We start from the raw sequence: 21,243 nt of genomic DNA on the forward strand, positions 1-21,243 counted from the left end.
GCCGCAGCAACGTGGGCCCACTCACGGGGACGGCCAAGTGCTCGGCAAGGCGTTCACCAGCCTGTCCACCCAGCGCCAACGCAACCTGCCGCAAGGCGCGTTGGAGCGTCAGAGTTCGTCTGCCGTAGCGGAAGGTGAGCTGGTCGACCTGCTCGGCGAAGGTCTTCTTGGCGCAGCCGGCGTTGTCGCAGAAGAACCGCCGGACCTCGAGGTCGATCGCTGTCTCCTGTCCGGACACCGCGGTGTCGGCGAGCCTTCGGCCGTACCGGCTGTGGACGCGCGCCGACACGGTGCCGCATCCCGAACACCGCGCAGTGGGCGCAGTGCATCTGGCGGCGATCCGTATGGACTTCCCAACCCGGGCAACGCTGTTGATCACCACCTGTGCCAGGTGCGGGAAGAGAACTTTCAGCAGACCAGAACCATGATCCCCCACCGGGAAGGGCTACCCCAAGATCGTCCACTTCACGGAAAGTGCCGAAGAGCCGGAACTGAGCGGCCGTTGCAGCCCGGGCTCGGAGGTGTCCACCACTCGGGGACAGGACCAGCTCGGCAGTGCGATCCGGTCCGGTCGTCGAACGCGGCGAACAGCGTCGCCGGGCCGTGGGAAATCTCACCCACGAGGTGCTTCCCCAGGTCAGCGGCCACCTCTTCTCGTTTTCGCCATCCACAGACCGCCTGTCGGGATCCGCATACGAGCAAAATCTGCTGACGAGGGACAATGGAGGCGTGGGGCCACGCCCACGCCGCCCTCGCCGCACGCCGAACCAGGAGTCACCGTCTTGTCCGAGCGCACCCCGCACGCCGCCCACCCCGACCTGCAAGCCGACTGCGGCAGCTGCTTCGGTCTGTGCTGCGTGGCGCTGCCCTTCTCACGTTCGTCGGACTTCCCGGTGAACAAGTCCGCCGGCACACCCTGCGGAAACCTTCAGGAGGACTTCCGCTGCGGAATCCACGAGCGGCTGCGCGACAAGGGCTACAGCGGCTGCACGGTGTTCGACTGCTTCGGCGCGGGCCAGAAGGTCTCCCAGGTCACCTTCGAGGGTGTCAGCTGGCGCGAGGAGCCGGACTCGGCCCGCGCGATGTATGAGGTCTTCCCCGTCGTGCGCCAACTCCAGGAGCTCCTGAAGTACACCGCGCAGGCGTTGGACCTGCCCTCGGCCCGGCCCGCCCACCGGGATCTCCGCCGCGCGTACGAACAGATCGACGCGCTCACCCGGGACACGGCCCAGACCTTGCTCGCTGTCGACGTGGACGCGCTGCGCGGCGAAGTGAACCCGCTGCTCCTGCGCGCCAGCGAACTGGCCCGCGCGGCGGTCCCGGGGCGCAAGAAGAACCACCGGGGCGCCAACCTCATCGGCTCACAGCTTCGCGGCGCGAAGCTGCGCGGCTCCAGCATGCGCGGCGCTCTCCTCATCGCGGCCGACCTGTCCGACGCCGACCTGCGCGACGCCGACCTGATCGGCGCGGACATGAGGGACACCAACCTGTGCGGGGCAGACCTGCGCGGCGCGCTGTTCCTCACCCAGCCTCAGCTGAACGCCGCGCGCGGCGACGCCCGCACGAAGGTCCCCCGCCCCTTGGAGCGCCCGTCGCACTGGGCCGCCTGAGGCGTGTTGCAGAAGGCTGTGTCCAGGCCGGTCGGGGCAGGCTCTGGAGCCGGTCCGGTCACGTGGCGAGGGCGAGGTCGCGCATGAGGACGACGGCCTCGGCGGCGTAGTGGGGGCGGGTGCCGCGCTGTCGCCGGTCGCGGGGGATCTTGTAGTGCTTCATGCGGAACTCGAAGGAGCGGTCACGGATCGGGCCACCGGTCTGCGATCGCCACCTCGCTCGGTGCCGAGTCTCGCTACCGACACCTCCACTACAGCCTCAGAGCCACACATCGTTCGATGAGGGCACCATCCCTTCTCCGTCGAACTCGCCACGGCAGCTTGACTCGCAAGCCGCCTCAGCTGTCTGTCCCCGCCGGGTACTCTGCTTTTTCCGTCCTCGTCCGACCGGTGCCGCTGGTGCCCCCGGCCGCACTACTGTGATCTGCGAACTCTTATCCAGCCGGGGCCGATGGCAGAGGCGGTGGTTCCATCGGGACCCAGCGCCAGGGCCACTCCAACCGGTGCCACTGCAAGGAGCACGAGATGACCGGGGGCGTTCTCCCTCAGGAACAGATACCGCTGTTCAACCCCTTCGCCGAGGGATTCACCGACAATCCGTATCCGCAGTACGCGACGCTCCGCGAAACCGCCCCGGTCTATCCGCACCCCTTGGGGTTCTGGGTGGTCACCCGGTACGAGGACGTGTTCGACCTGCTGCGCTCGGGCGCGTCGGTCGAATTGCGTAATGTCGACTCCAGCGGGTTGGAGAGCCTGCGTCAGAAGGACGAGTCGCGCAAGACGCCGCTCATCGACGGCTTCTCGATGAGCGACCGCGACGCCCCGGACCACACCCGGCTGCGGCGCCTGGTGCAACAGGCGTTCACGCCGAAGTCGATCCAGGCGCTCGCGCCGCGCATCGGCGAGCTCGTCGACGGCATGCTCGACCGGATCGCCGAAGAGGGCGGCGCGGACCTGGTGCCCGCGCTCGCGTCGCCGCTGCCGTTCACGGTGATCGCGGACATGCTGGGCGCCCCGCCCACCGACCACGAGCGGATCCGGGAGCTGAGCGACACGCTCGTCCGCTCCCTGGAGCCCGTCGCCGACCCCGCCGTCATGCAGGAGATCGAGAACGCGGACGCCGAACTGGCCGCCCTCACCGCCGAGATGATCGCCTGGAAGCGGCGCAACCCCGCCGACGACCTCATGACCGCCCTCATCGAGGCCGAGGAGGACGGCGACAAGCTGAGCGACGACGAACTGGTCGCGCAGATAGAGCTGCTCTACATCGCGGGCCACGAGACGACCGTGAACCTGCTCGCCAACGGCACTCTCGCGCTGCTGCGCCACCCCGAGCAGCTCGCCGCGCTGCGTACGGACCCGGATCTCATGCCCAACGCGGTGGACGAACTGTTGCGCTACGACAGCCCGTTGCAGTCGAGCCGTCGCATCACCCTGGAGCCGACGGTGTTCAGCGGCGTGGAGATCCCGCCGGGCGCGATGGTGGTCGCCGCTCTCGCCTCCGCGAACCGCGACGCCGCACGCTGGGGCGAGGACGCGGACACGCTGCGCCTGGACCGCGAAGGAGCCCGCGCCCACCTGGCGTTCGGCTCCGGCTCGCACCACTGCCTCGGCGCGGCCCTGGCCCGTCTGGAGGCGAGCATCACCTTCGAGCGGATGCTGAAGCGGTTCCCGGACCTCGCCCTGGCCGGTGACGTGACGTGGAACGGCCGTATCAACGTGCGCGGCGTGGCCTCGCTGCCGGTCTCGGCCGGCTGACCGGCCCGACGCCGACACGCCTGCCTGATAGGCGCCAGGGCCCACCGCGGCACGGTGGGCCCCGAGCCCTTCCCGCCGGGGTCAGGCCAGGGCAGGCGCCCTCCCGGTGACCTCCTCCAGGCCCTCGCGCAGCCGGCGCATCGACGCCGCGTTGTTGCCGAACTGGTTGATCGCGAACGCGCCCCGGTAGCCGGGGCCGTAGCCGTGCTTGAGGAAGTTGACGAACGAGCCGCTGGCGCTCAGGTCGACGAAGTAGTGGCGTGCCGGGTCACGGAACGCGGTGGCCATGAGCTCGTCGAAGCGCACGCGGCCCCGGACGACGTCCCACGCGTAGTCGTCCCAGCCGGTCAGCGCCGCGGCGTCCAGCTCTGCCGCGTACGCGCACGAATACACCGGCAGGTCGGGCGAGCTCACCGTGACCGCGCGCCCCAGGCTCCGGCACTCGTGCCGGATGTCGTCGACGAGGCCGGAGTGGAAGCCGTGGCGCACCGGCAGCCGGACGGCGACCATCCCTTCCCGGTCGAGCGCGGCTCGGGCCTCGGTGACCCGCTCGGCCTCACCGCTCACGACGAAGTTGCCGGTGGCATCGCCGCTGAAGTTGACGCCCGCCAGGGCGAGTCCGGCGAACAGATCACGGCGCCGCTGGTACAGGGAGGGCGGGGCGAGGACGCTGAGCATGCCGCCGGGGCGGCAGCGCAGTTCGAGGAGGTGGGCCTGCTTCATCACGAGGTCGAGGCCGTCCTCGAAGGACATCGCCCCGGCGACGGTGGCCGCGACGTACTCGCCGAGGCTGTGGCCGAGGACCGCGTCGGGCCGGAAGCCCTCCGCGCGCAGGGCCTCGGTCAGGCTCCAGCCGACGCTGTAGAGCGCCGCGTGCGTGTGCAGGATGTCGTCGAAGTCCTGGCCGCGCCGGGTGCCGTCGTGCATCGCGGCGACCAGGGACGTGCCCTGCGCCGCCTCGTACTGGGCGCTGCAGCGGTCCATGGCCTCGCGGAACGCGGGGTGGGTGTCGTACAGCTCCTGCCCCATGCGGTAGTACTGCGTGCCCTGGCCGCCGTACATGAAGACGATCTCGGGGCGCCGCAGGGTCCGGTGCGGGGCTGGGCGCGGCGGTCCCGTGGGGGCGGCCGGATGCGGCGGGTCGACGGGCTCCGAGGGGGCCGGAGGCTCCGAGGGGCCCGGAGGCTCCGCCACGGCCAGTGGCTCCTCACGGATCTTGGCGGTGAGCTTGGTCAGGACGTCCCCGGGGCCGATCTCACGGAAGTCGTCGTGGCCGCTCGCCAGCAGCCGGGAGAGGGACTCGTACCAGCGCACGGGGCTCGAGATCTGCCGCACGAGCAGGTCGGTGTATCCGGTCGTGGGGTACGGGCGTGCCGTGCAGTTGGCGATCACGGGGATTCGCAGCGGGCGGAACGCGACGCCCGCCAGGTGGCGGGCGAACTCTTCCTGGACGTCGGCCATGCAACGCGAGTGGAAGGCCGCGCTCACGTTGAGGGGGATGAACCTCGCTCCCGCCTCGGTGTACGCCGCGCGGACGGCGGGCGCGTAGATCTCGTCGTAGACGCCGGAGAGGATGCACTGGCTGCGGGAGTTGATGTTGGCGATGTCGATGCCGGAGTACGGCAGCGCGGCCAGGATCTCCGCGACGCGCTCCTGGTCGAGGTTGACGACGGCGGCCATCGCGCCCTTGGGAGCGCGGCTCATCAGCTCGCCGCGCTTGCGCACGAGGTCGAGCCCGGTGACGAAGTCGAAGGCGCCCGCGGCGAACAGGGCGCTGTACTCCCCCAGGCTGTGCCCGGCAACGACGGCGGGCGGGGCGCCGCCGGAGTCGACGTGGTCGAGGTACTGCAGGGCACTGACGGCGTAGAGGGCCGGCTGGGTGTACTCGGTGCGGTTGAGGACCCGCTCGGGGTCGTCGAGGCACAGGTCGCGCAGTGAATAGCCGAGCAGCCGGTCCGCGCGGGCCACCAGGTCGGGGTACTTCTCGAACAGCTCCTTGCCCATGCCCTTGCGCTGGGAGCCCTGCCCGGGGAATACGTACACGGAAGTCATGTGATCACTCAGCCGTCGTGGTGTCGGAGGAGGGCGGGGTGCCGCCCGCGGCCAGGGCGCCGTAGGCGGCCAGGCGCTCGGAGAGCAGGGCCGCGGTCTCCCACAGCAGCCGCTCGGCGATGACGTCGACCCTGCGGCCGCGCCAGGGCTCCAGCTCGGTGCCACGCACCCAGGTGTTGAACGCGCCGAGGGCGGGGCCGCAGTGGATCTGGTGGTCGACGCGCGGCTCCGCGCCGCGCAGCGCGAGGCGTGTGGAGTGCACGAAGTACCAGCGGAAGACGTGGGCCATCTTCTGCTTGGGGCTGCGCTCGACCTCCGCGAGCCGGGCCGGGGAGCGCCGTGCCAGGTGGGCGCGGGTCTCCTCCCACACGTCGTCGAGGGACCGCTTGAAGTACTTGTTCTCCAGGGTGGCCCGGGTGCGTGCGTCGAGGTCGTCGAGGGAGTCGTGCCGCAGGTAGAGCTCGTACAGCTTCTGGGCGCGGGCGGGGAAGAAGGTGCTCTTCCTGACGGCTTGGACGCGGGCGCCGACCTCGAACATGTCGCCCGCGGGCGCGTACTCGGTGTCGTGCACGCCAAGGCCCTGGAGCAGGTCCTTGACCGCGTCGCTGGTCCCGGCCTCCACGGTGCACTGGTTGATGGAGCCGGTCACGAGGAAGTCGGCGCCCAGGGTCAGGGCGGCGAGGGCGGCCTCGGGGGTGCCGATGCCGCCCGCGGCGCCGACGCGCGCGCTGTTCTCCTCGGCGTAGCTCTGCTCGCGCGTCACGCGATCGCGCAGGGCGCGCATGGCGGGCATGAGGACGTAGGCGTTGCCGCCGTCGGTGTGGCCCGCGGAGTCCGCCTCGACGCACAGGTCCTGCGCCAGCGGGAGGCGGGCGCCCAGTTCGGCCTGTTCGGGGGTGATCAGGCCGTCGTCGAGCAGGCGGCGGACCAGGGGTTCCGGGGCGGGGCGCAGGAAGTGCTCGGCGACCTCGGTGCGCGACACCTTGGCGACGATGTGGTGGTCCTGGCGGAGCCGTCCCTCGGCGTCGGTGCGCAGGCCCGCGAGACGGTAGTGGACGAGCGGCAGCGTGGGCCGCAGATAGGCGGACGCCTCGACGGAGCGCACGCCGTGGCGCAGGTACAGCTCGACGGTGCGGTCCTCCAGGTCCGGGTCGTCCGGGCTGTTCAGGAGGTTCATGCCGAAGGCGCGGCCGGGGTCGAGTTCCTTCCTGATGCGGGTGATCGCGTCGTCGATCTCGTCGAGGGGGAGCCCGCCGGTGCCGAAGAAGCCGAGCATGCCCGCGTTGCCGAGCGCGACGACCAGGTCGACGGAGGCGATGCCCTTGTACATCGCTCCGGCGGCGTAGGCGTAGTCGACGCCGTGGGCCGCGCGGAAGTGCGGGCTGCCGAGGGCTCGGGGCGACAGGGCGGGCGGCCGCGGCGGGGCGGCGGGCCGCTGGTGCTGTGGTTCCACGGTGGTCTCGCTCGGGGACTGCTGCGGGGGCGGGGTCGGTGACGGCTGCGAGGGCGGAGCGGTGGTGGAGTCCCGCGTCGCGGTCTCCCAGGGGAAGACGCCCTCCTCGGCATAGCGCCGGATGGCCCGTATGTTGTCGGGGTCGCCGAAGACGCGGCGGTTGGTGGCGAGGGCGACGTCCTTGGTGTGCTCGGTGAGCGGGGACAGCTCGCGCAGGTACGCCTTGTAGCGCGCGACGCCCTTCTTCGAGAGCCGGCCGAGACGCTGGAGGTGACGCTTCAGGAGGGCTTCGCTGGGGGTGCCGAGTGCGTCGACGAGCCCCCACTCGTGGGCCTGCCGGGCGTCGATGGTCTGGGTGGTGGCGGCGAGGTAGTGGGCGCGCTGGAAGCCGGTCCTGCGGATCAGATAGGGCAGCACGACGGCCGGGACCAGGCCGAAGAGCAGCTCGGAGAGGCTGAAGGTCGCGCCCTCGTCGGCGATCACCACGTCGCACGCGGCCACCAGGCCGACGCCGCCCGCGTTGGCCTTGCCCCGCACGTGCGCGACCGTGAGCACGTCGGCGTACGCCATGCGCCGGAAGAGTTCGAACATCGGCTCGGGATCGAAGGCCGTGTCCTGGCCGGTGCGCGCCGCGTCGCTGATCACGCCGAAGTCGGCGCCGAAGCAGAACACCTCGGGCAGGCCTTCGAGCACGACGACGGTGGTGTGCTCTGCGCGGGCGGCGCGCGTGAGGACGTCGTCGAGTTCGTGGACGAGCGTGGCGTTGATGGCGTTGTCCGCGTCGGGCCGGTGGATCCGGGCGAAGAGGACGCTGCCCTGTTCGCGCACGCGCAGGGTGGAGTAGGTCAGTCGATCCATGCGTACTCCCGGTGGAACTCCTTGATCGCGCGCAGGACGAGGCGCGGAGAGGCGCCCGCGGCGCCCGCGGCGCCCTGGGCGGTCCGGGCGACGAAGTCCTGGTTCACGACGGTGTCGCGGGTGCCGACGCGGACGAACGCGCTCTCCCGCAGGAGCTCGTCGTACTCGTCGAGGGAGAGCTGGTGGCGGGCGTCGAGGTGGTCCTCGATGCCCATGGCCCGCAGCCGCCGCGCGCCGTCCGGGGTGACGACGCCGCTGTAGAACTCCGAGCAGCAGCCCGATCCGTACGAGAAGAGTCCGATGCGCCGCGGGCCGGGGTAGGCGCCGTTGCAGATGGTGCCGGCGAGGGAGAGGAAGACCGTCGCGCCCATGATGTTGCCGACGCGCCCACAGTAGCCGAGGCCCGGCGCGACGCGGCGCTCGAAGTCCTCGGCGATCTCGGCGCCCTTGGCCTTGGCGACCTTGCGCATCATGGTGCGGTGGGCGCCCTTGACCATGCCTCCGAAGGGGGTGTGGAAGGCGAGGTACTGGAAGGTGTCGCGGTAGTTCGCGCCCTCCACCTTGGCCTCGTAGGCGCGGTAGGCCTGTTCGCAGCAGTCCAGGTACGACATCAGGGACAGGTCGACGTCGCCGGCCTCGCTGTCCGGGGCGGGGCGGCAGGTGTCCATCACCTCGTAGCCGTAGGTGCCGCTGGCGCCGACGTCGAGCTGGAAGACGTGCGGGGCGTCGCTGACGAGCAGGGCGACGGCGCCCGCCCCGCCGCTGGGTTCGGCGTACGCCCAGTCCTGCGCGGCCACCTCGTCGCCGTCCTCCAGGATGTAGCGCGAGATGTCGGTGGCGATCACCAGGGCCTTGGCGCCCGGCGAGGTGCCGGAGAGGATGAGGTTGCAGGCCATCTGGAGTCCGGCGGTGCCCGCGTAGCAGGCCTGCTTGAGCTCGAACATGCGGCAGTTGCGGCTCAGGCCCAGCTGGTCGTGCAGATACGTGCTCGCCGACTTGGAGAAGTCGAAGCCCGACTCGGTGCAGGTGATGAGGAGTTCGATGCGGCTTTTCTCCTCCTCGCTCATGCGGTCGAGGAGCGGCCGGGCCGCGTTGGCCCCGAATGTGACCGGGTCCTCGAAGGGCAGCGCGACCGTCTTCTCCTTCATCAGGAGGTTGTTCAGGCGCGCGAGGTCGAGCTCGCGGTGCCGCGCCAACTGCATGACGTCGAGCACGGCCGAGCCGCCGAACACGTTCATCGCTTCGATTCCGACGCGGGACATGGGGTTCGCTGTTCTGCTCTCTATGCGGCGCACGCGCTCAGGCACAGTGCGGTGTTGATGCCGCCGAAGCCCATGCTCAGGCTCAGGCAGTGCTGGATGTCGGCGTCGACGGCCTGCCCGCGCACCCAGCGCGGGGCGTCGTCGACGGGTGCGGTGAGGTTGCGCGTGGGGTGCAGCCGCCCGTGCCGCATCTGCAGCAGGGAGGCGGCCGCCTCGACGGCTCCGGCGGCCGTCAGACCGTGGCCGGTGATCGACTTGGTGGCGTTGACCGCGGCGTGGGTGAGGCCGCAGGCCTTGAGCGCCGCCACTTCGGTCCCGTCGCCCGTGGGGGACGCGGTGCCGTGCGGGTTGACGTAGTCGATGTCCCGTGCGGTGAGCCCGGCGCGGTCCAGGGCCTGGCGGATCGCCGCGGTCTCGCCCGCCAGGGACGGGTTGGGATCGCGGTTGCCGTCCAGGCGCACGGACCAGCCGCTGAGCCGCGCGTAGGGGGCGGGGGCGGCCGGGCGGGCTCCCCGGCGCTCGATGACCAGGGCGGCGCAGGCCTCGCCGTAGACGAAGCCGGACCGTCCCGTGTCGAAGGGGCGGCAGGCCTCGGCGGGCGCGTCGGCGTGGTCCTCGCCCGCCATGGCGCCCATGGCGCGCAGGCCGAGCAGCTCCCAGTACGACAGGTCGGCGAGCGCGCCCAGGGCCACGCACACGTCGACGCGCCCCGCGGCGACGGCCTCGGCCGCCTCGATGACGGCGAGCTGCCCGCTGGCCGAGGCGCCCCCCACGGTGTGGGCGAAGCCGCGGATCCCGAAGGCGCTCGTGCACAGGCCACACAGGTCGGTGTCCAGGAACGACAGGCCGTAGCTGGGCCGCAGGAAGTGCGGCTTGGCCCGGTGCCGGTCGTGGGCCCGGACGAGCTCGCGCTGCTGGAGGTTGCTGCCGCCGATGACGAGGCCGATCCGGTCGGCGTCGTAGCCGTCGAGGCCTGCCTCGGTCCACGCCTCTTCGAGGGTGGCCAGGGCGACCTGTCCGGTGAGGGAGGCGGTGCGCAGCTCGCGGGCGCCGAGCCGGGTGGCCGGGACCGGGGCGGGCAGTTCGGCGCCTACGAAGCGGGTGCCGGACTGCCGCCCTGGCCGGCCCATGACGGCGAACCGGTGCTCCCCGGCGAACAGCGCCCGGGTGAAGTCGGCCTTGCCCCGGCCCACGGCGGTGGTGACGCCGATGCCGGTAACGACGAGCCCTGCGGAGTCGCTCACGTCACCCGGCCTTGACCGCTGCCGTGTCGCTGAGGTGCTGGGCGAGCTCGCCCAGGTTCCGCGGCCCGTGGGTGTCGACCAGGGGGATGTCGAGGTCCATCTCCTCCAGGACGGTCATGACGATCTCCGCGCGGTCCATGGAGTTGGCGCCGAGCGCGTCCAGGCTGTCGGTCTCGCTGAAGTCGTGGTCGGCGAGTTCCGGGAGGATCTCGCGAACGGCGTCGACGATCAGGGTGAAGGTCTTTTCCTTGGTCATGTGCGCGCTTTCGCTGGTTGGGGTGGGACAGGCGGTGGGGGTGGGGGTGGTGCTCATCCGGCACCGCCGTCCGCCGCCGCCTCGCGCAGCCGGGCGAGGCTCGCGCCGGGCTGTGTGACGATCTTGAGCAGCAGCCTCTCGTAGCCGGCGGCGAGCTCTCGGGCCGTGTTCCTGGCGTACAGGTCGGTGCTGTACTCCAGGTAGCCGCGCAGCCCTTCGGGGGTCTCGCGGACGACGAGGTTGAGGTCGAACTTCGCCGTGCCGCTGTCGGTGGGCAGGGGCACGAAGCCGAGGCCTCCGGGATCCGCCGGCGCGGCTTCGGCGACGGGCACCAGGTTGAACATGACCTGGAACAGCGGCGAGTGCGCCGGGTCGCGCTCGGGCGCCAGGGCCGTGACGAGGTCGGCGAACGGGACGTCCTTGTGCTCGTGGGCGGCCGCGGTCACCTGCTGGGCCTGTGCGAGGAGTTCGTCGAAGGCCTGCTCGGGCCGCACGTCGAGGCGTATGACCAGGACGTTGATGAAGTAACCGACGAGGCGCTCCAGCTCGGGGCGGGGCCGGTTGGTCACCGGCGAGCCGATGGCGAGCTCCCGGTCGTCGGTACGGGCACCGAGCAGCGTCGCGAATGCCGACAGGAGCGTCAGATAGAGCGTGCCGCCGCGCTCCTTGCTGACCCGCTTGAGCTGGTCGAGCACCGCGGCGGGAACGTTCACCTCGACCGAGGAGCCCTGGTACGACTTGGTCCCGGGCCGCCGGTAGTCGGTGCGCAGCGCGGTGCGGGCCGGCAGGCCCGCGAGCTGGGAGCGCCAGTACTCCACCTGCCGTGCGCGGGCCCCGGCGTCGAAGCCCCGGTGCTGCCAGAGTGCGAAGTCCGCGTACTGGACGGGTAGTTCGGGAAGCGACGGCCCCTCGCCGCGGCTCAGCGACTGGTACAGGGCGTTGAGTTCGGCGATGAACACGCCGGTCGACCAGCCGTCGAAGATGCCCCAGGGCCGGGTCACGACGGCGACGTGTTCAAACGGCGTGAGCGTCAGGATGTGGACGCGCAGCATGTGCCGGTCCTCGGGCCAGAACGGCCGGGGCCGCTCGGCGCGGAGGAACTCGGTGACCGCGCTGTCGCCCGCGACGTCCTCGAAGGCGACGGCGAAGCCGGTGGCGTCGTTCACCTGCTGGACGTAGGTGTCGCCGCGCCGCAGGTAGCTGGTGCGGAGCACGGCGTGCCGGGCCACGAGCGCTTCGAAGGCGCGCGCGTAGGCCTGCCGGTCGAGGGGGCCGATGACGCGGTAGGCCATCTGCACGTTGTCGTACGCCGAGCCGAGGTGCTCGTGCGGATCGAGGAACCACAGTGCGCTCTGCTGGCAGGAGAGCGGGCTCTCGTCGCCGGGCCCGGTGACGGGTGTCAGCGGGGCACTCTCGTCGGCCGGGCCACCGGGCGAGGCGTCCAGCGCGGCGGCCAGCTCGCCGAGGGTCGCGCCTGCGAGGATCGACTGGAGCGGCAGCTCCTTGCCGGTCTCCTGCTTGACACGGATGGTGAGCCGGGTGGCGAGCAGCGAGTGCCCGCCGAGGTCGAAGAATCCGTCCTGGAGCCCGACGCGGTCGAGGTCGAGGACGTCCTGGACGAGGCGGCACAGCGTCCGCTCGGTGGCGGTGCGCGGCGCGACGTAGGCCTCCTTGTGCACGTCGGCTTCGTCGGGCGCCGGCAGGGCCCGCTTGTCGACCTTGCCGTTGGGGGTGAGCGGCAGCTCTTCGAGGGCGACGAAGACGCTGGGAACCATGTACTCGGGGACCCTGCCCGTCAGGTGGTCCTTCAGGGTGCGGGTCAGGGCCTGGCCGGTGGTGGCGATCTGCGGCACGTTGGCCAGATGGGTCGCGGCGTACGCGCTCCGGGCCCGCGCGGTCGGCCGCTCTCCCTTGGCGAGGAGCACGTCGAGGCCGTCGAGGCGGTCCTGGGACCAGGTGACGGCGACGCCGTAGCCGAGCTCCTCGGCGTACGCGAGGGCGTCCTCCAGGTCGTGCACCCGCTGGACGGCGGCGTCCGTGAGGCGGCTCGCGCCCAGGGGCTCGACGTGCTGCCGCGCTGTGGTGCCGCGCAGGCTCTCGCCGGCCCGGACGTCGTCGGCGACGCGCGGGTTGTCGAGGCCCGTGACGCCGAACCTCGGGCGGCCGCCGTCGGCGAGCAGGGCGCGCAGTTCGCCGGGCGTGGTGGCGGTCAGCCACGGCAGGTCGGCGTCGGGGGCGGCTGCCGGGCCCTTGGTGAGGACCACGTCGTAGCGGTAGCTGAGCATCTCGTTGCCGCCGGTGCCGCGCTTGACGGCGATGTCGACGGAGCCGATGTCCGCGAACCGCCGGGGCAGTGCGGCGAAGTAGCTCGGGCTGACGAGGAGTTCGGTCTCCTGCTGGCGGCGGCGCTGCACCTGGCGGGCCAGGGCCGTCACGGTGGCGCGGGCGGACAGGCGGCTGCGCTCGACGGCCGTGACGTGCGCGGAGAGCAGGTCGAGGTTTCTGACGTCACCGACGAGGATCCGGCCGCCGTCGGCGACGAGTGGCAGCAGCCGCTCGATGACCTCTTCGAGGTAGAGCCGGTTCGGGAAGTACTGGGCCACGGAGTTGATGACGACGGTGTCGAACTTCTCCGTACCGTCGGCGCCTTCGGGCAGCGTCACGGAACGGGCGTCGCCCTGAGCGAGGGTGACGTGCGACCAGCCGCGCCTTTCGGCGCCGCGCCGCACTCCGGCCAGGGCGGACGCGGAGATGTCGACGGCGTGGACGGCTTCGCAGGCTCCGGCGTAGCGGAACAGGAGCAGCCCTGTTCCGCAGCCGACCTCCAGGAGCCTGCGGGGCCGCAGCTCCTCGATGCGGCGGACGGTGCCGTCGATCCACTCGCGCATCTCGTGCTCGGGTATGGCGTCCCCGGTGTAGCTGCTGTTCCAGCCGACCAGATTGAGGTCGTCCCCGGAGGTGACGGGGTCGGGCGTCGTGGAGTTCGTCCGCTCGTCCGCGTCGGTGCCGTACTGGTCCTCGAAGAGGTCCTGCCACTGCTCCAGGCGGTCGGCGTTCTGCTCGCGCGCGGTGGCGTCCAGCCAGCCGGTCGTGGGCCTTACGTAGGCGACGAGCCTCTTCGTCTCGCCGTCGGCCTGGGTGGTGACGACGGCGCCGTGCACGGCGGGGTGGGAGTGCAGCGCGTTCTCGATCTCGCCGAGTTCGACGCGGAAGCCGCGGACCTTCACCTGGTCGTCGACGCGGCCGACGAACTCCAGGGTTCCCTCGGGCAGTCGGCGCACCAGGTCGCCGGTGCGGTACAGGCGGGCGCCGGGCTTCGTGGCGAAGGGATCGGTGACGAAGCGTTCCTTCGTCAGCTCGGGGTTGCCGAGGTAGCCGCGGCCGACGCCCGCGCCGCCCACGCACAGCTCGCCGACGACGCCTTGCGGCACGGGCCGCAGGTGCGCGTCGAGGACGTGGGCGGTGGATTGGGCGATGGGCCTGCCGATGGGGATGACCGCGTCCTCGGGGATGTCCCGGGGGATCACGTGGCAGGTGGAGGCGATGCTGTTCTCGGTCGGCCCGTAGGCGTTGACGACGGTCAGGCCGGGGTGGGCCGCGTACAGGCGGCGCACGTCCTTGGCGGAGAAGGCCTCGCCGCCGACGCCGAGGTACGTCAGCGGCAGCCGCCGCCCCCGCGCGGCCTCGGCGAACGCGGGCAGGAAGGCCGCGGACAGGGCCATCATCGTGACGCCGGAGCGCTCGGCGCGGTCCAGGAGCGCGCCGACGTCCTTGGAATCGCCGTCGTGCAGGACGAGCCGTCCGCCGCACAGCAGCGGGCCGAGGACCTCCTGGGAGCCGACGTCGAACGAGATCGAGGAGTGGTGGAGCACGACGGTGTCGCGGTCCGTCGGAAAGTAGTCGGGGTTGCGCACCAGACGGACAACGCCGCGCTGTTCCACGAGGACGCCCTTGGGCACGCCGGTGGAGCCCGAGGTGAAGATGGCGTACGCCAGGTGCTCGGGGGTGAGGCCGAGCTCGGCGCGCGTCAGGTCGTGCTCGGGGCGGCCGGCGAGCAGCTGCGTGCCGTCCCCGGCGCGTTCGCCGGTGTCGAGGTGGACAATCTGGAGGCGCTCGCCCCCGTCCGCGCCGGCGAGCGGCCCGGACGGCAGGTGGGACTGGCTCAGCACGATGCCGACGCCGGAGTTGGCGACCAGGGTGCGGATGCGCTCCTGGGGGTAGTCCGGGTCGATGGGCACGTAGGCGCCGCCCGCCTTGAGGATGCCGAGCAGGCCCGTCACGAGCTCCGGGGAGCGGCGGGCGCACAGGCCGACCAGGGTGTCGGGCCCGACGCCCTGCTCGCGCAGCCAGTGCGCGACGCGGTTGGCACGGGCGTTGGCCTCGGCGTAGGTGAGGCGCTGCTCGCCGTGTTCGACGGCGATGGCGTCGGGGCGCTGCCGGACGTGCTCCTCGAAGAGTTCGAAGAGGCAGTGGTCGTCCGGGTAGGGCTTGTCGGTGTCGTTCCACTCGGTCAGCAGGCGGTGGCGGTCGGCAGCCGGAAGCACGTCGATGTCGAGCGCCCGCGTGCCGGCGCCGTCGTCGGCGGCCAGGGCGTCGACGAGGCCGGACACCGCGGTTTCCACATAGCCGAGGACGGCGTCGGGCGAGAGCGCGGCGTCGACCTGGGCGTTGAGGGAGAGTTCGGTGCCGGTGTCGTCGACGGACACGCCCACCGGGTAGTTGGTGCGGTCGAGGGAGCCCAGCCAGCGGATGCCGAGGTCCTCAAGGGTGGCCGGGCCCAGGTCGCCCTGGCGGGGCTCGAAGTACCGGAAGTTGATCATCGAGCTGAACAGGGTGGCGTCGCCGTCCAGGCCGCTTGAGCGCTGGGCCAGGGTCAGCGCACTCTGCTCGTAGGCGATCAGTTCCTTGAGGGAGGCGTCCACTGCGGACACCAGGTCCTTGACGGTGCGGTCGGCCAGGCGCACCCGCAGGGGCAGGGTGTTGATGAAGTTGCCGAGCATCCGCTCGACGCCGGGCACGCCTTGGAGGCGGCCGGACAGGACGGTGCCGAAGACCACGTCGTCGCGTCCGCCGGTGGCCGCCGTGACCAGGGCCCAGGCGGCATGGAAGAGCGCGGCGGGGCTGATTCGCAGGCGCTGGGCCTGCTCGCGCAGGCGGCTCGTGAGGGCGGGCGGAAGGGAGCGGCGCAGGTCGCGCACGCGGCTGCCGTCGCCGTGCACGTCGACGAGTTGGAAGGGCGTGGTGGGTTCGGTGACGTCGCCCAGTTCGCGGCGGAAGTACGCCTCGGCGCCGCCCGCGGCGAGCTGGTGCAGGGTGTGGCCGACGAAGTCCCGGTAGGCGGGGGCCGGGGGCAGCTCGTCGGCGCGGCCCGCCATGTGCGCGGCGAGCTCTTCGAGGATGAGGCGCAGCGAGGTCGCGTCCTCGATGAGGTGGTGGACGCGAAGGAGCAGGAAGTGCCGTGCGGAGTGCGGGTCGGCGGCGACGGCGAGCCGCAGCAGCGGCGCCCGGTCGAGCGCGATCGTGCCCGGATCCGCGAGCCAGGCGCGGGCCCGCTCCTCGGCGGCTTCGGAGTCGGCGGCGTCGAGGGTGCGCCGCTCCACGTCGAGGCGGACGTCGCGCAGGACCACCTGCACGGGTTCGCCGAGGCCTTCGGTGACGACGGCCGTGCGCATCACGTCGTGCCGGTCCACCACGGCCTGGAGTGCCGCCACGAAGGTGTCGCACGTCTCCTGGTCGGGGGCGGTGAGCAGGATGGGAATGACGTACGGGTCGTTGGCGGGGTCCATCAGGTGATGGAAGAGGATCCCTTCCTGCGAGGGCACGAGCGGGTAGACGTCCTGCACGTTGGCGGCGCCGCCGGGCACCCGGGCGGTGAGGGCGTCGACGGCGGCCTGGTCCAGGCGGACCAGCGGCAGCATCTCGGGCGTGATCCGCTCGCAGCCCTCCGGTATCGCCGGTGCGGGTACGGCGTAGCCGGTGGCGGCCGGGCCCGCGCGGTCGATGTCGGCGGCGAGGTCGGCGAGCGTGGGGCTGCTGAAGACGCTGCGGACGGCGACGTCGAGGCCGCGCTCCTTGAGGCGGGCGATGAGGACGGTGATGAGCAGGGAGTGGCCGCCGAGCGCGAAGAAGTTGTCGTGCGCGCTGATGCGGTCCTCGTCGAAGCCGAGGAGTTCGGCCCAGGACGCGGCGAGGGTCCGCTCGGTGACGGTGCTCGGTGCCGCGTAGGCGCGCTGCGCGAAGGCCTCGATGCCGGGTGCGGGCAGGGCCTCGCGGTCGAGCTTGCCGTTGCCGGTGATGGGCAGTCGCTCCAGGGCCACGAAGGCGCTGGGGACCATGTAGTCGGGCAGGATCCGGCGCAGGTGGCGAGCGAATTCGGCGCGCTGGTCCGGCTCGTCGGCGCCGGGGCGCAGGACGGTGTAGGCGACGAGCTGCCGGTCGCCCGGCGTGTCCTCGCGCACCAGGACGCGGGCGTCCTGGACGGCGGGGTGCTCGGTGAGACGGGCCTCGATCTCACCCAGCTCGATACGGAAGCCGCGGATCTTCACCTGGTCGTCATTGCGGCCCAGGTACTCCAGGGAACCGTCGGGCAGCCAGCGGGCCAGGTCACCGGAGCGGTACATACGCCCGCCCGGCTCCTCACGGAACGGATCGTCCAGGAACCGCTCGGCCGTCAGCTCCGGCCGGTTCAAATAGCCGCGGGCCACACCCTCACCACCGACATACAGCTCCCCCACGACACCGACCGGTACCGGCCGGCCGTGCGGGTCCAGGACGTAGGTGCGCAGATCCGGGATGCGGCGGCCGATGGGGCTCACGGGCCGGTCCAGGTCGGCGTCGGTGAGCGGGTGATACGTCACGTGCACGGTGGTCTCGGTGATGCCGTACATGTTGACCAGCTGGGTGCCCTTGTTCACCGGGCGGCGCAGCCAGGGCCTGAGCGAGGCGACCTCCAGCGCCTCACCGCCGAAGACCACGACCCGCACCGCGTGCGGCTCCGGATCCTCGCCCTGCGCGGCAATCAGCTGCCGGAAGGCACTGGGCGTCTGATTGAGCACCGTCACACCCGCCTCACACAGCAGCCCGTAGAAATCCTCCGGACTACGCGTCACCGCCTGCGGCACGACCACCAGCCGGCCACCGTGCAGCAACGCCCCCCAGATCTCCCACACCGAGAAATCGAACGCAAAGGAATGGAACAGAGTCCACACGTCACGCTCACCGAAACGGAACCAGTCCTCCGTCGACGCGAACAGCCGCACCACATTACGGTGCTCGACCACCACACCCTTCGGCACACCCGTCGAACCCGACGTATAGATCACATACGCGGCGTGCGCCGGCCCCACACCCGTGCCGGTGACGTCGTCCGCCGACAGACCCGCCCACCGGTCGGCATCAGCACGCACGTCCAGGACAGGGACCGACGGGACGGCGAGGCCGTCGGGCAGCGCGCCGTCCTTGATCAGGACGCGGGGTGCGCTGTCCGTCAGGATGTGCGCGAGCCGGTCCGCCGGGGAAGCCGGGTCCACGGGCACGTAGGCGCCGCCCGCCTTGAGCACCGCGAGAACGGCCACCACGAGGTGCTCGCTGCGCGGCAGACACAACGCGACCAGGACATCCGGGCCCACCCCCAGCCCACGCAGATGCCGGGCCAGACGGTTCGCCCGCGCGTTCAACTCCCCGTACGACAAACAGCAATCCTCGAACTCCACCGCCACCGAGTCGGGGGAACGCTCCGCGACCTCCTCGAACCAGGAGTGCAGGCACCGGTCCACCGGGGCGGCCTCGGGCACCTCGTTCCACCCAGTAAGCACCTGGCGACGCTCGTCGGCGTCGAGGGTGCTGAGCCGTGAGAGCCGCTTCCCCGGCGCGGCGACGACGGCGTGGAGCAGCGCGGTGTAGTGGCGGACGAAGCGCTTGACCGTCTCGCGGTCGAAGAGGCCGGTGTTGTACTCGAATGCGCCGATCAGCCCGTCGGGGGTCTCGCGCAGGTCGAGCGTCGCGTCGAACTTGGTGATGTCGAAGTCGAACTCGATGAGGGAGACGTCGAGGTCCCCGAGGCGCACCTCGCGGTCGGTGTGCGCCTCCTGGAGTACGAACGCGACCTGGAACAGCGGCGAGTGGCTGAGGCTGCGCTCCAGTTGCAGGGCGTCGACGACCGCTTCAAAGGGCACGTCCTGATGGCTGAACGCCTGGAGCGCCACGTCCTTGACGCGGCCGAGCAGGTCGGTGAAGGACGGGTCGCCGGACAGGTCGGCGCGCATCACCAGGGTGTTGGCGAAGAAGCCGATGAGTCCTTCGGACTCGATGCGCTGGCGGTTCGCGACGGGCGTGCCGATGGGGATGTCGGTCTGCTCGCTGTAGCGGTGCAGCAGGAGGGCGTAGACGGACAGCAGCGTCATGTAGAGCGTGACGTCGTGCTGCTCGGCGAGGGCCTTGAGCTGCCGCAGTAGTTCCCCGGGCAGGTGGAAGCGTTCGTGCGCGCCCTCGTACGTCTTGATCGCCGGGCGGGTGCGGTCGGCCGGCAGGGGCAGGCGCGGGTCGACGCCTTCGAGCCGGCGGGTCCAGTAGCCGAGCTGGCGGTCCTGCACCTCGTCGACGAGCCACTGGCGCTGCCAGTGCGAGTAGTCCGCGTACTGGATGGGCAGCGGCGCGAGCGGGGACGGCTCGCCCGCGTGGAACGCCTCGTACAGGGTGACCATCTCGCGGAAGAACACGCCGAGCGACCAGCCGTCGGAAACGCTGTGGTGCATGGTGACGAGCAGGACGTGCTCGCGCTCCGACTCGCGCAGGAGGCGGACGCGGATGAGCGAGTCGCAGGCCAGGTCGAAGGGCGCCACGGCCTCGCGCTCGCAGATCGAAGGGAGCGCGGCGGGGTCGGTGAGCGCTTCCTCGCCGACGGTGAAGTCCCGGCCGTCGCCGATCTCCTGGTACGGCACGCCGTCCCGTTCGACGAAGCGGGTCCGCAGCGCCTCGTGGCGCTGGACGATCGTCTCCAGGGCGCGCAGCAGGGCGGGGCGGTCGAGCGGACCGCTCAGCCGCATCGCCATGGGGATGTTGTAGTAGGCGCTGGTGCCCTCCAGCTGGGCCAGGAACCACAGGCGCTGCTGGGCGAAGGACAGCGGGACCGGCTCGTCCGCGGTGTGCGGGCGCGGGCCTATCGCCTCCAGGGCCGACAGGTCGACGCCCTGCTTCTTCAGCATCGCGATGAGGGCGCGCTGCTTGTTGGCGGGCAGCGACTTGATCTTCCGGATCAGGTCGAGGGAGGTGCCGTTGTTCGGGGTGCTCATCGTCGGCGTCGTGGTCACTTGATCCGGCCTTCCCAGGCGTCCAGCTCTTCTTCGCTCATGTTCTCGATCAAGTCGATGCTCTCCAGGATCGCGGCGACGTCGAGTTCCCCGCCCTGCGGCGCCACGGGCGCGCGCCGCTCCAGCTCGGCGGCCATCGCCGTGAGCGTGGGCCCCTCGAAGACGGCCTGCACGGTGAGTTCGGCGCCCGTCGCCTGGGCGAGGCGGTTGACGAGGCGGGTGACGAGCAGCGAGTTACCGCCGAGGGCGAAGAAGTCGCTGTCGACGTCCAGGATTTCGGCGTCGGTGCGCAGCAGTTCGGCCCAGACGCCCGCGACGGTCCGCTCCGCCTCGGTGCGGGGCGCGACGCGACGCCCGGCGGGCCGCTGCCGGTCCTCGGGTGCGGGCAGGGCCCGCTGGTCGAGCTTGCCGTTCTGGGTCAGGGGCAGCTCTTCGAGGAGGACGTGCGCGGCCGGGATCATGTACTCGGGCAGCGCCGCGCCGAGTGCGGCGCGCACGTCGGCGAGCAGGGCGGCCCGGCCGGACCAGCGCGACGCCGCGGTCGTGGCGGGCGCGGGGATCCGCGGGGCGCCGTCGTCGTCGGCGCGGCGGGCGTAGACGTTGTAGAGGGTGGTGTTGCGCAGCAGGCGGTTGTCCTGCTCGCAGACGACGTCGTAGCCGAGGGCCTTGAGGAGGGTGACGACCTTCTCCAGCTGTCCGTCGACGTCGTGGAGTTCGACGACGAGCTGCCGGATCTTCGGCCAGTCCCGCCAGTGGATGCCCTTGAGCACCTCGTACTCGGCGTTCTCCACGTCGACCTTCAGCAGGTCGATCCGGTCAAGGGACTCCTCCGCGATGACTTCCGAGAGGGTCCGCAGACGGCAGGTGAACTGCTCGCTGTCGAGGCGGGCGTCGACGACCGCGTCGACGAGGTCGTCCCCGGCGGTGGCCGCGTCCGCCCCCTCGCCGGTCAGCTCCTCCTGGTTGCGCAGGTAGGAGCGCACCAGGTCGTGGGCCTGTTCGGCGGTGGTGACGCTGGAGGAGATGACGGTGTTGTGGCGGTAGAAGGTGAAGGTCTCCTGCTTGGCCTCGGCAGCGAGGCCGCAGTCGTGCACCTTGGCGTTCAGACCGTGCAGCGCGACGTTGCGCCGCAGCGAGTCGAAGACGGGTGGTATGGGCTCGAAGGCGTGGATCCGGGCGCCGGGGCAGCGGCTGCCCGCGAACAGCGTGAACAGGCCGATGTTGGCGCCCACGTCGAGGATGGTGTCGCCGTCCTCGATGGTGATGCCGTTCCGCAGGTATTCGAGGTGCGTGAAGATCTCGTCGTAGACGAAGTCGGTCTCGCTCCTGTTCTGCTGGAACACCGTCATGCCGTTGGGCAGCTCGTAGGTCCGTTCGAGCGCTTCCGGCTCGGTGCGGTCCAGGCGCAGGAGTTCGCGTACGGCCGGCGCGGTCTCGGGCGA

The 21,243-nt window shown here is 71.4% G+C and carries 9 protein-coding genes and 1 pseudogene; 2 read left to right on the plus strand and 8 right to left on the minus strand.

Features of this window, described 5'->3' with window-relative positions; genetic code table 11:
- A pseudogene (locus tag ACFCZF_RS30055) lies at nt 1-289 on the minus strand (ISL3 family transposase); the annotation flags it as partial.
- 493 nt (nt 290-782) lie between these two features.
- Between ACFCZF_RS30055 and ACFCZF_RS30060 the strand changes: the two are divergent.
- The gene (locus ACFCZF_RS30060) at nt 783-1,610 is read left to right on the plus strand and encodes a pentapeptide repeat-containing protein (protein WP_376674298.1); all 828 of its coding nucleotides are present in this window, start codon (nt 783-785) and stop codon (nt 1,608-1,610) included.
- A 525-nt stretch (nt 1,611-2,135) separates the two neighbouring features.
- A complete protein-coding gene (locus tag ACFCZF_RS30065) occupies nt 2,136-3,368 on the plus strand; it encodes a cytochrome P450 (protein ID WP_375908783.1) in 1,233 nt (410 codons plus the stop codon).
- 81 nt (nt 3,369-3,449) lie between these two features.
- On the opposite strand, the gene fabD is transcribed toward ACFCZF_RS30065, so the two are convergent.
- The 7 genes from fabD to ACFCZF_RS30100 are packed head-to-tail and all read right to left on the minus strand — an operon-like array spanning nt 3,450 to nt 21,150.
- The gene (fabD, locus tag ACFCZF_RS30070; protein WP_376674299.1) at nt 3,450-5,420 is read right to left on the minus strand and encodes an ACP S-malonyltransferase; all 1,971 of its coding nucleotides are present in this window, start codon (nt 5,418-5,420) and stop codon (nt 3,450-3,452) included.
- 4 nt (nt 5,421-5,424) lie between these two features.
- The gene (locus tag ACFCZF_RS30075) at nt 5,425-7,731 is read right to left on the minus strand and encodes an enoyl-CoA hydratase/isomerase (protein ID WP_376674300.1); all 2,307 of its coding nucleotides are present in this window, start codon (nt 7,729-7,731) and stop codon (nt 5,425-5,427) included.
- Nucleotides 7,719-8,993, minus strand: coding sequence for a hydroxymethylglutaryl-CoA synthase family protein (locus ACFCZF_RS30080; RefSeq protein WP_376674301.1), 1,275 nt, complete (start codon nt 8,991-8,993; stop codon nt 7,719-7,721). Before ACFCZF_RS30080 ends, ACFCZF_RS30075 begins: the two co-directional genes overlap by 13 nt.
- A gap of 20 nt (nt 8,994-9,013) precedes the next feature.
- Nucleotides 9,014-10,237, minus strand: a complete 1,224-nt coding sequence (locus tag ACFCZF_RS30085) for a beta-ketoacyl synthase N-terminal-like domain-containing protein (protein WP_376674302.1) — start codon at nt 10,235-10,237, stop codon at nt 9,014-9,016.
- Nucleotide 10,238: 1 nt separating this feature from the next.
- Nucleotides 10,239-10,493 (minus strand): acyl carrier protein, encoded by a 255-nt coding sequence (locus ACFCZF_RS30090; RefSeq protein ID WP_376674303.1) that lies wholly within the window; start codon nt 10,491-10,493, stop codon nt 10,239-10,241.
- Between the two features lie 53 nt (nt 10,494-10,546).
- Nucleotides 10,547-19,783 (minus strand): amino acid adenylation domain-containing protein, encoded by a 9,237-nt coding sequence (locus tag ACFCZF_RS30095; protein ID WP_376674304.1) that lies wholly within the window; start codon nt 19,781-19,783, stop codon nt 10,547-10,549.
- Nucleotides 19,784-19,797: 14 nt separating this feature from the next.
- Nucleotides 19,798-21,150: an FkbM family methyltransferase gene (locus ACFCZF_RS30100; RefSeq protein WP_376674308.1), complete on the minus strand. Its 1,353-nt coding sequence runs from the start codon at nt 21,148-21,150 to the stop codon at nt 19,798-19,800.
- Nucleotides 21,151-21,243: the final 93 nt, after the last annotated feature.

The organism is Streptomyces sp. NPDC056296 (assembly GCF_042268605.1).
In the GTDB taxonomy this organism is placed as follows: Bacteria; Actinomycetota; Actinomycetes; order Streptomycetales; family Streptomycetaceae; genus Streptomyces.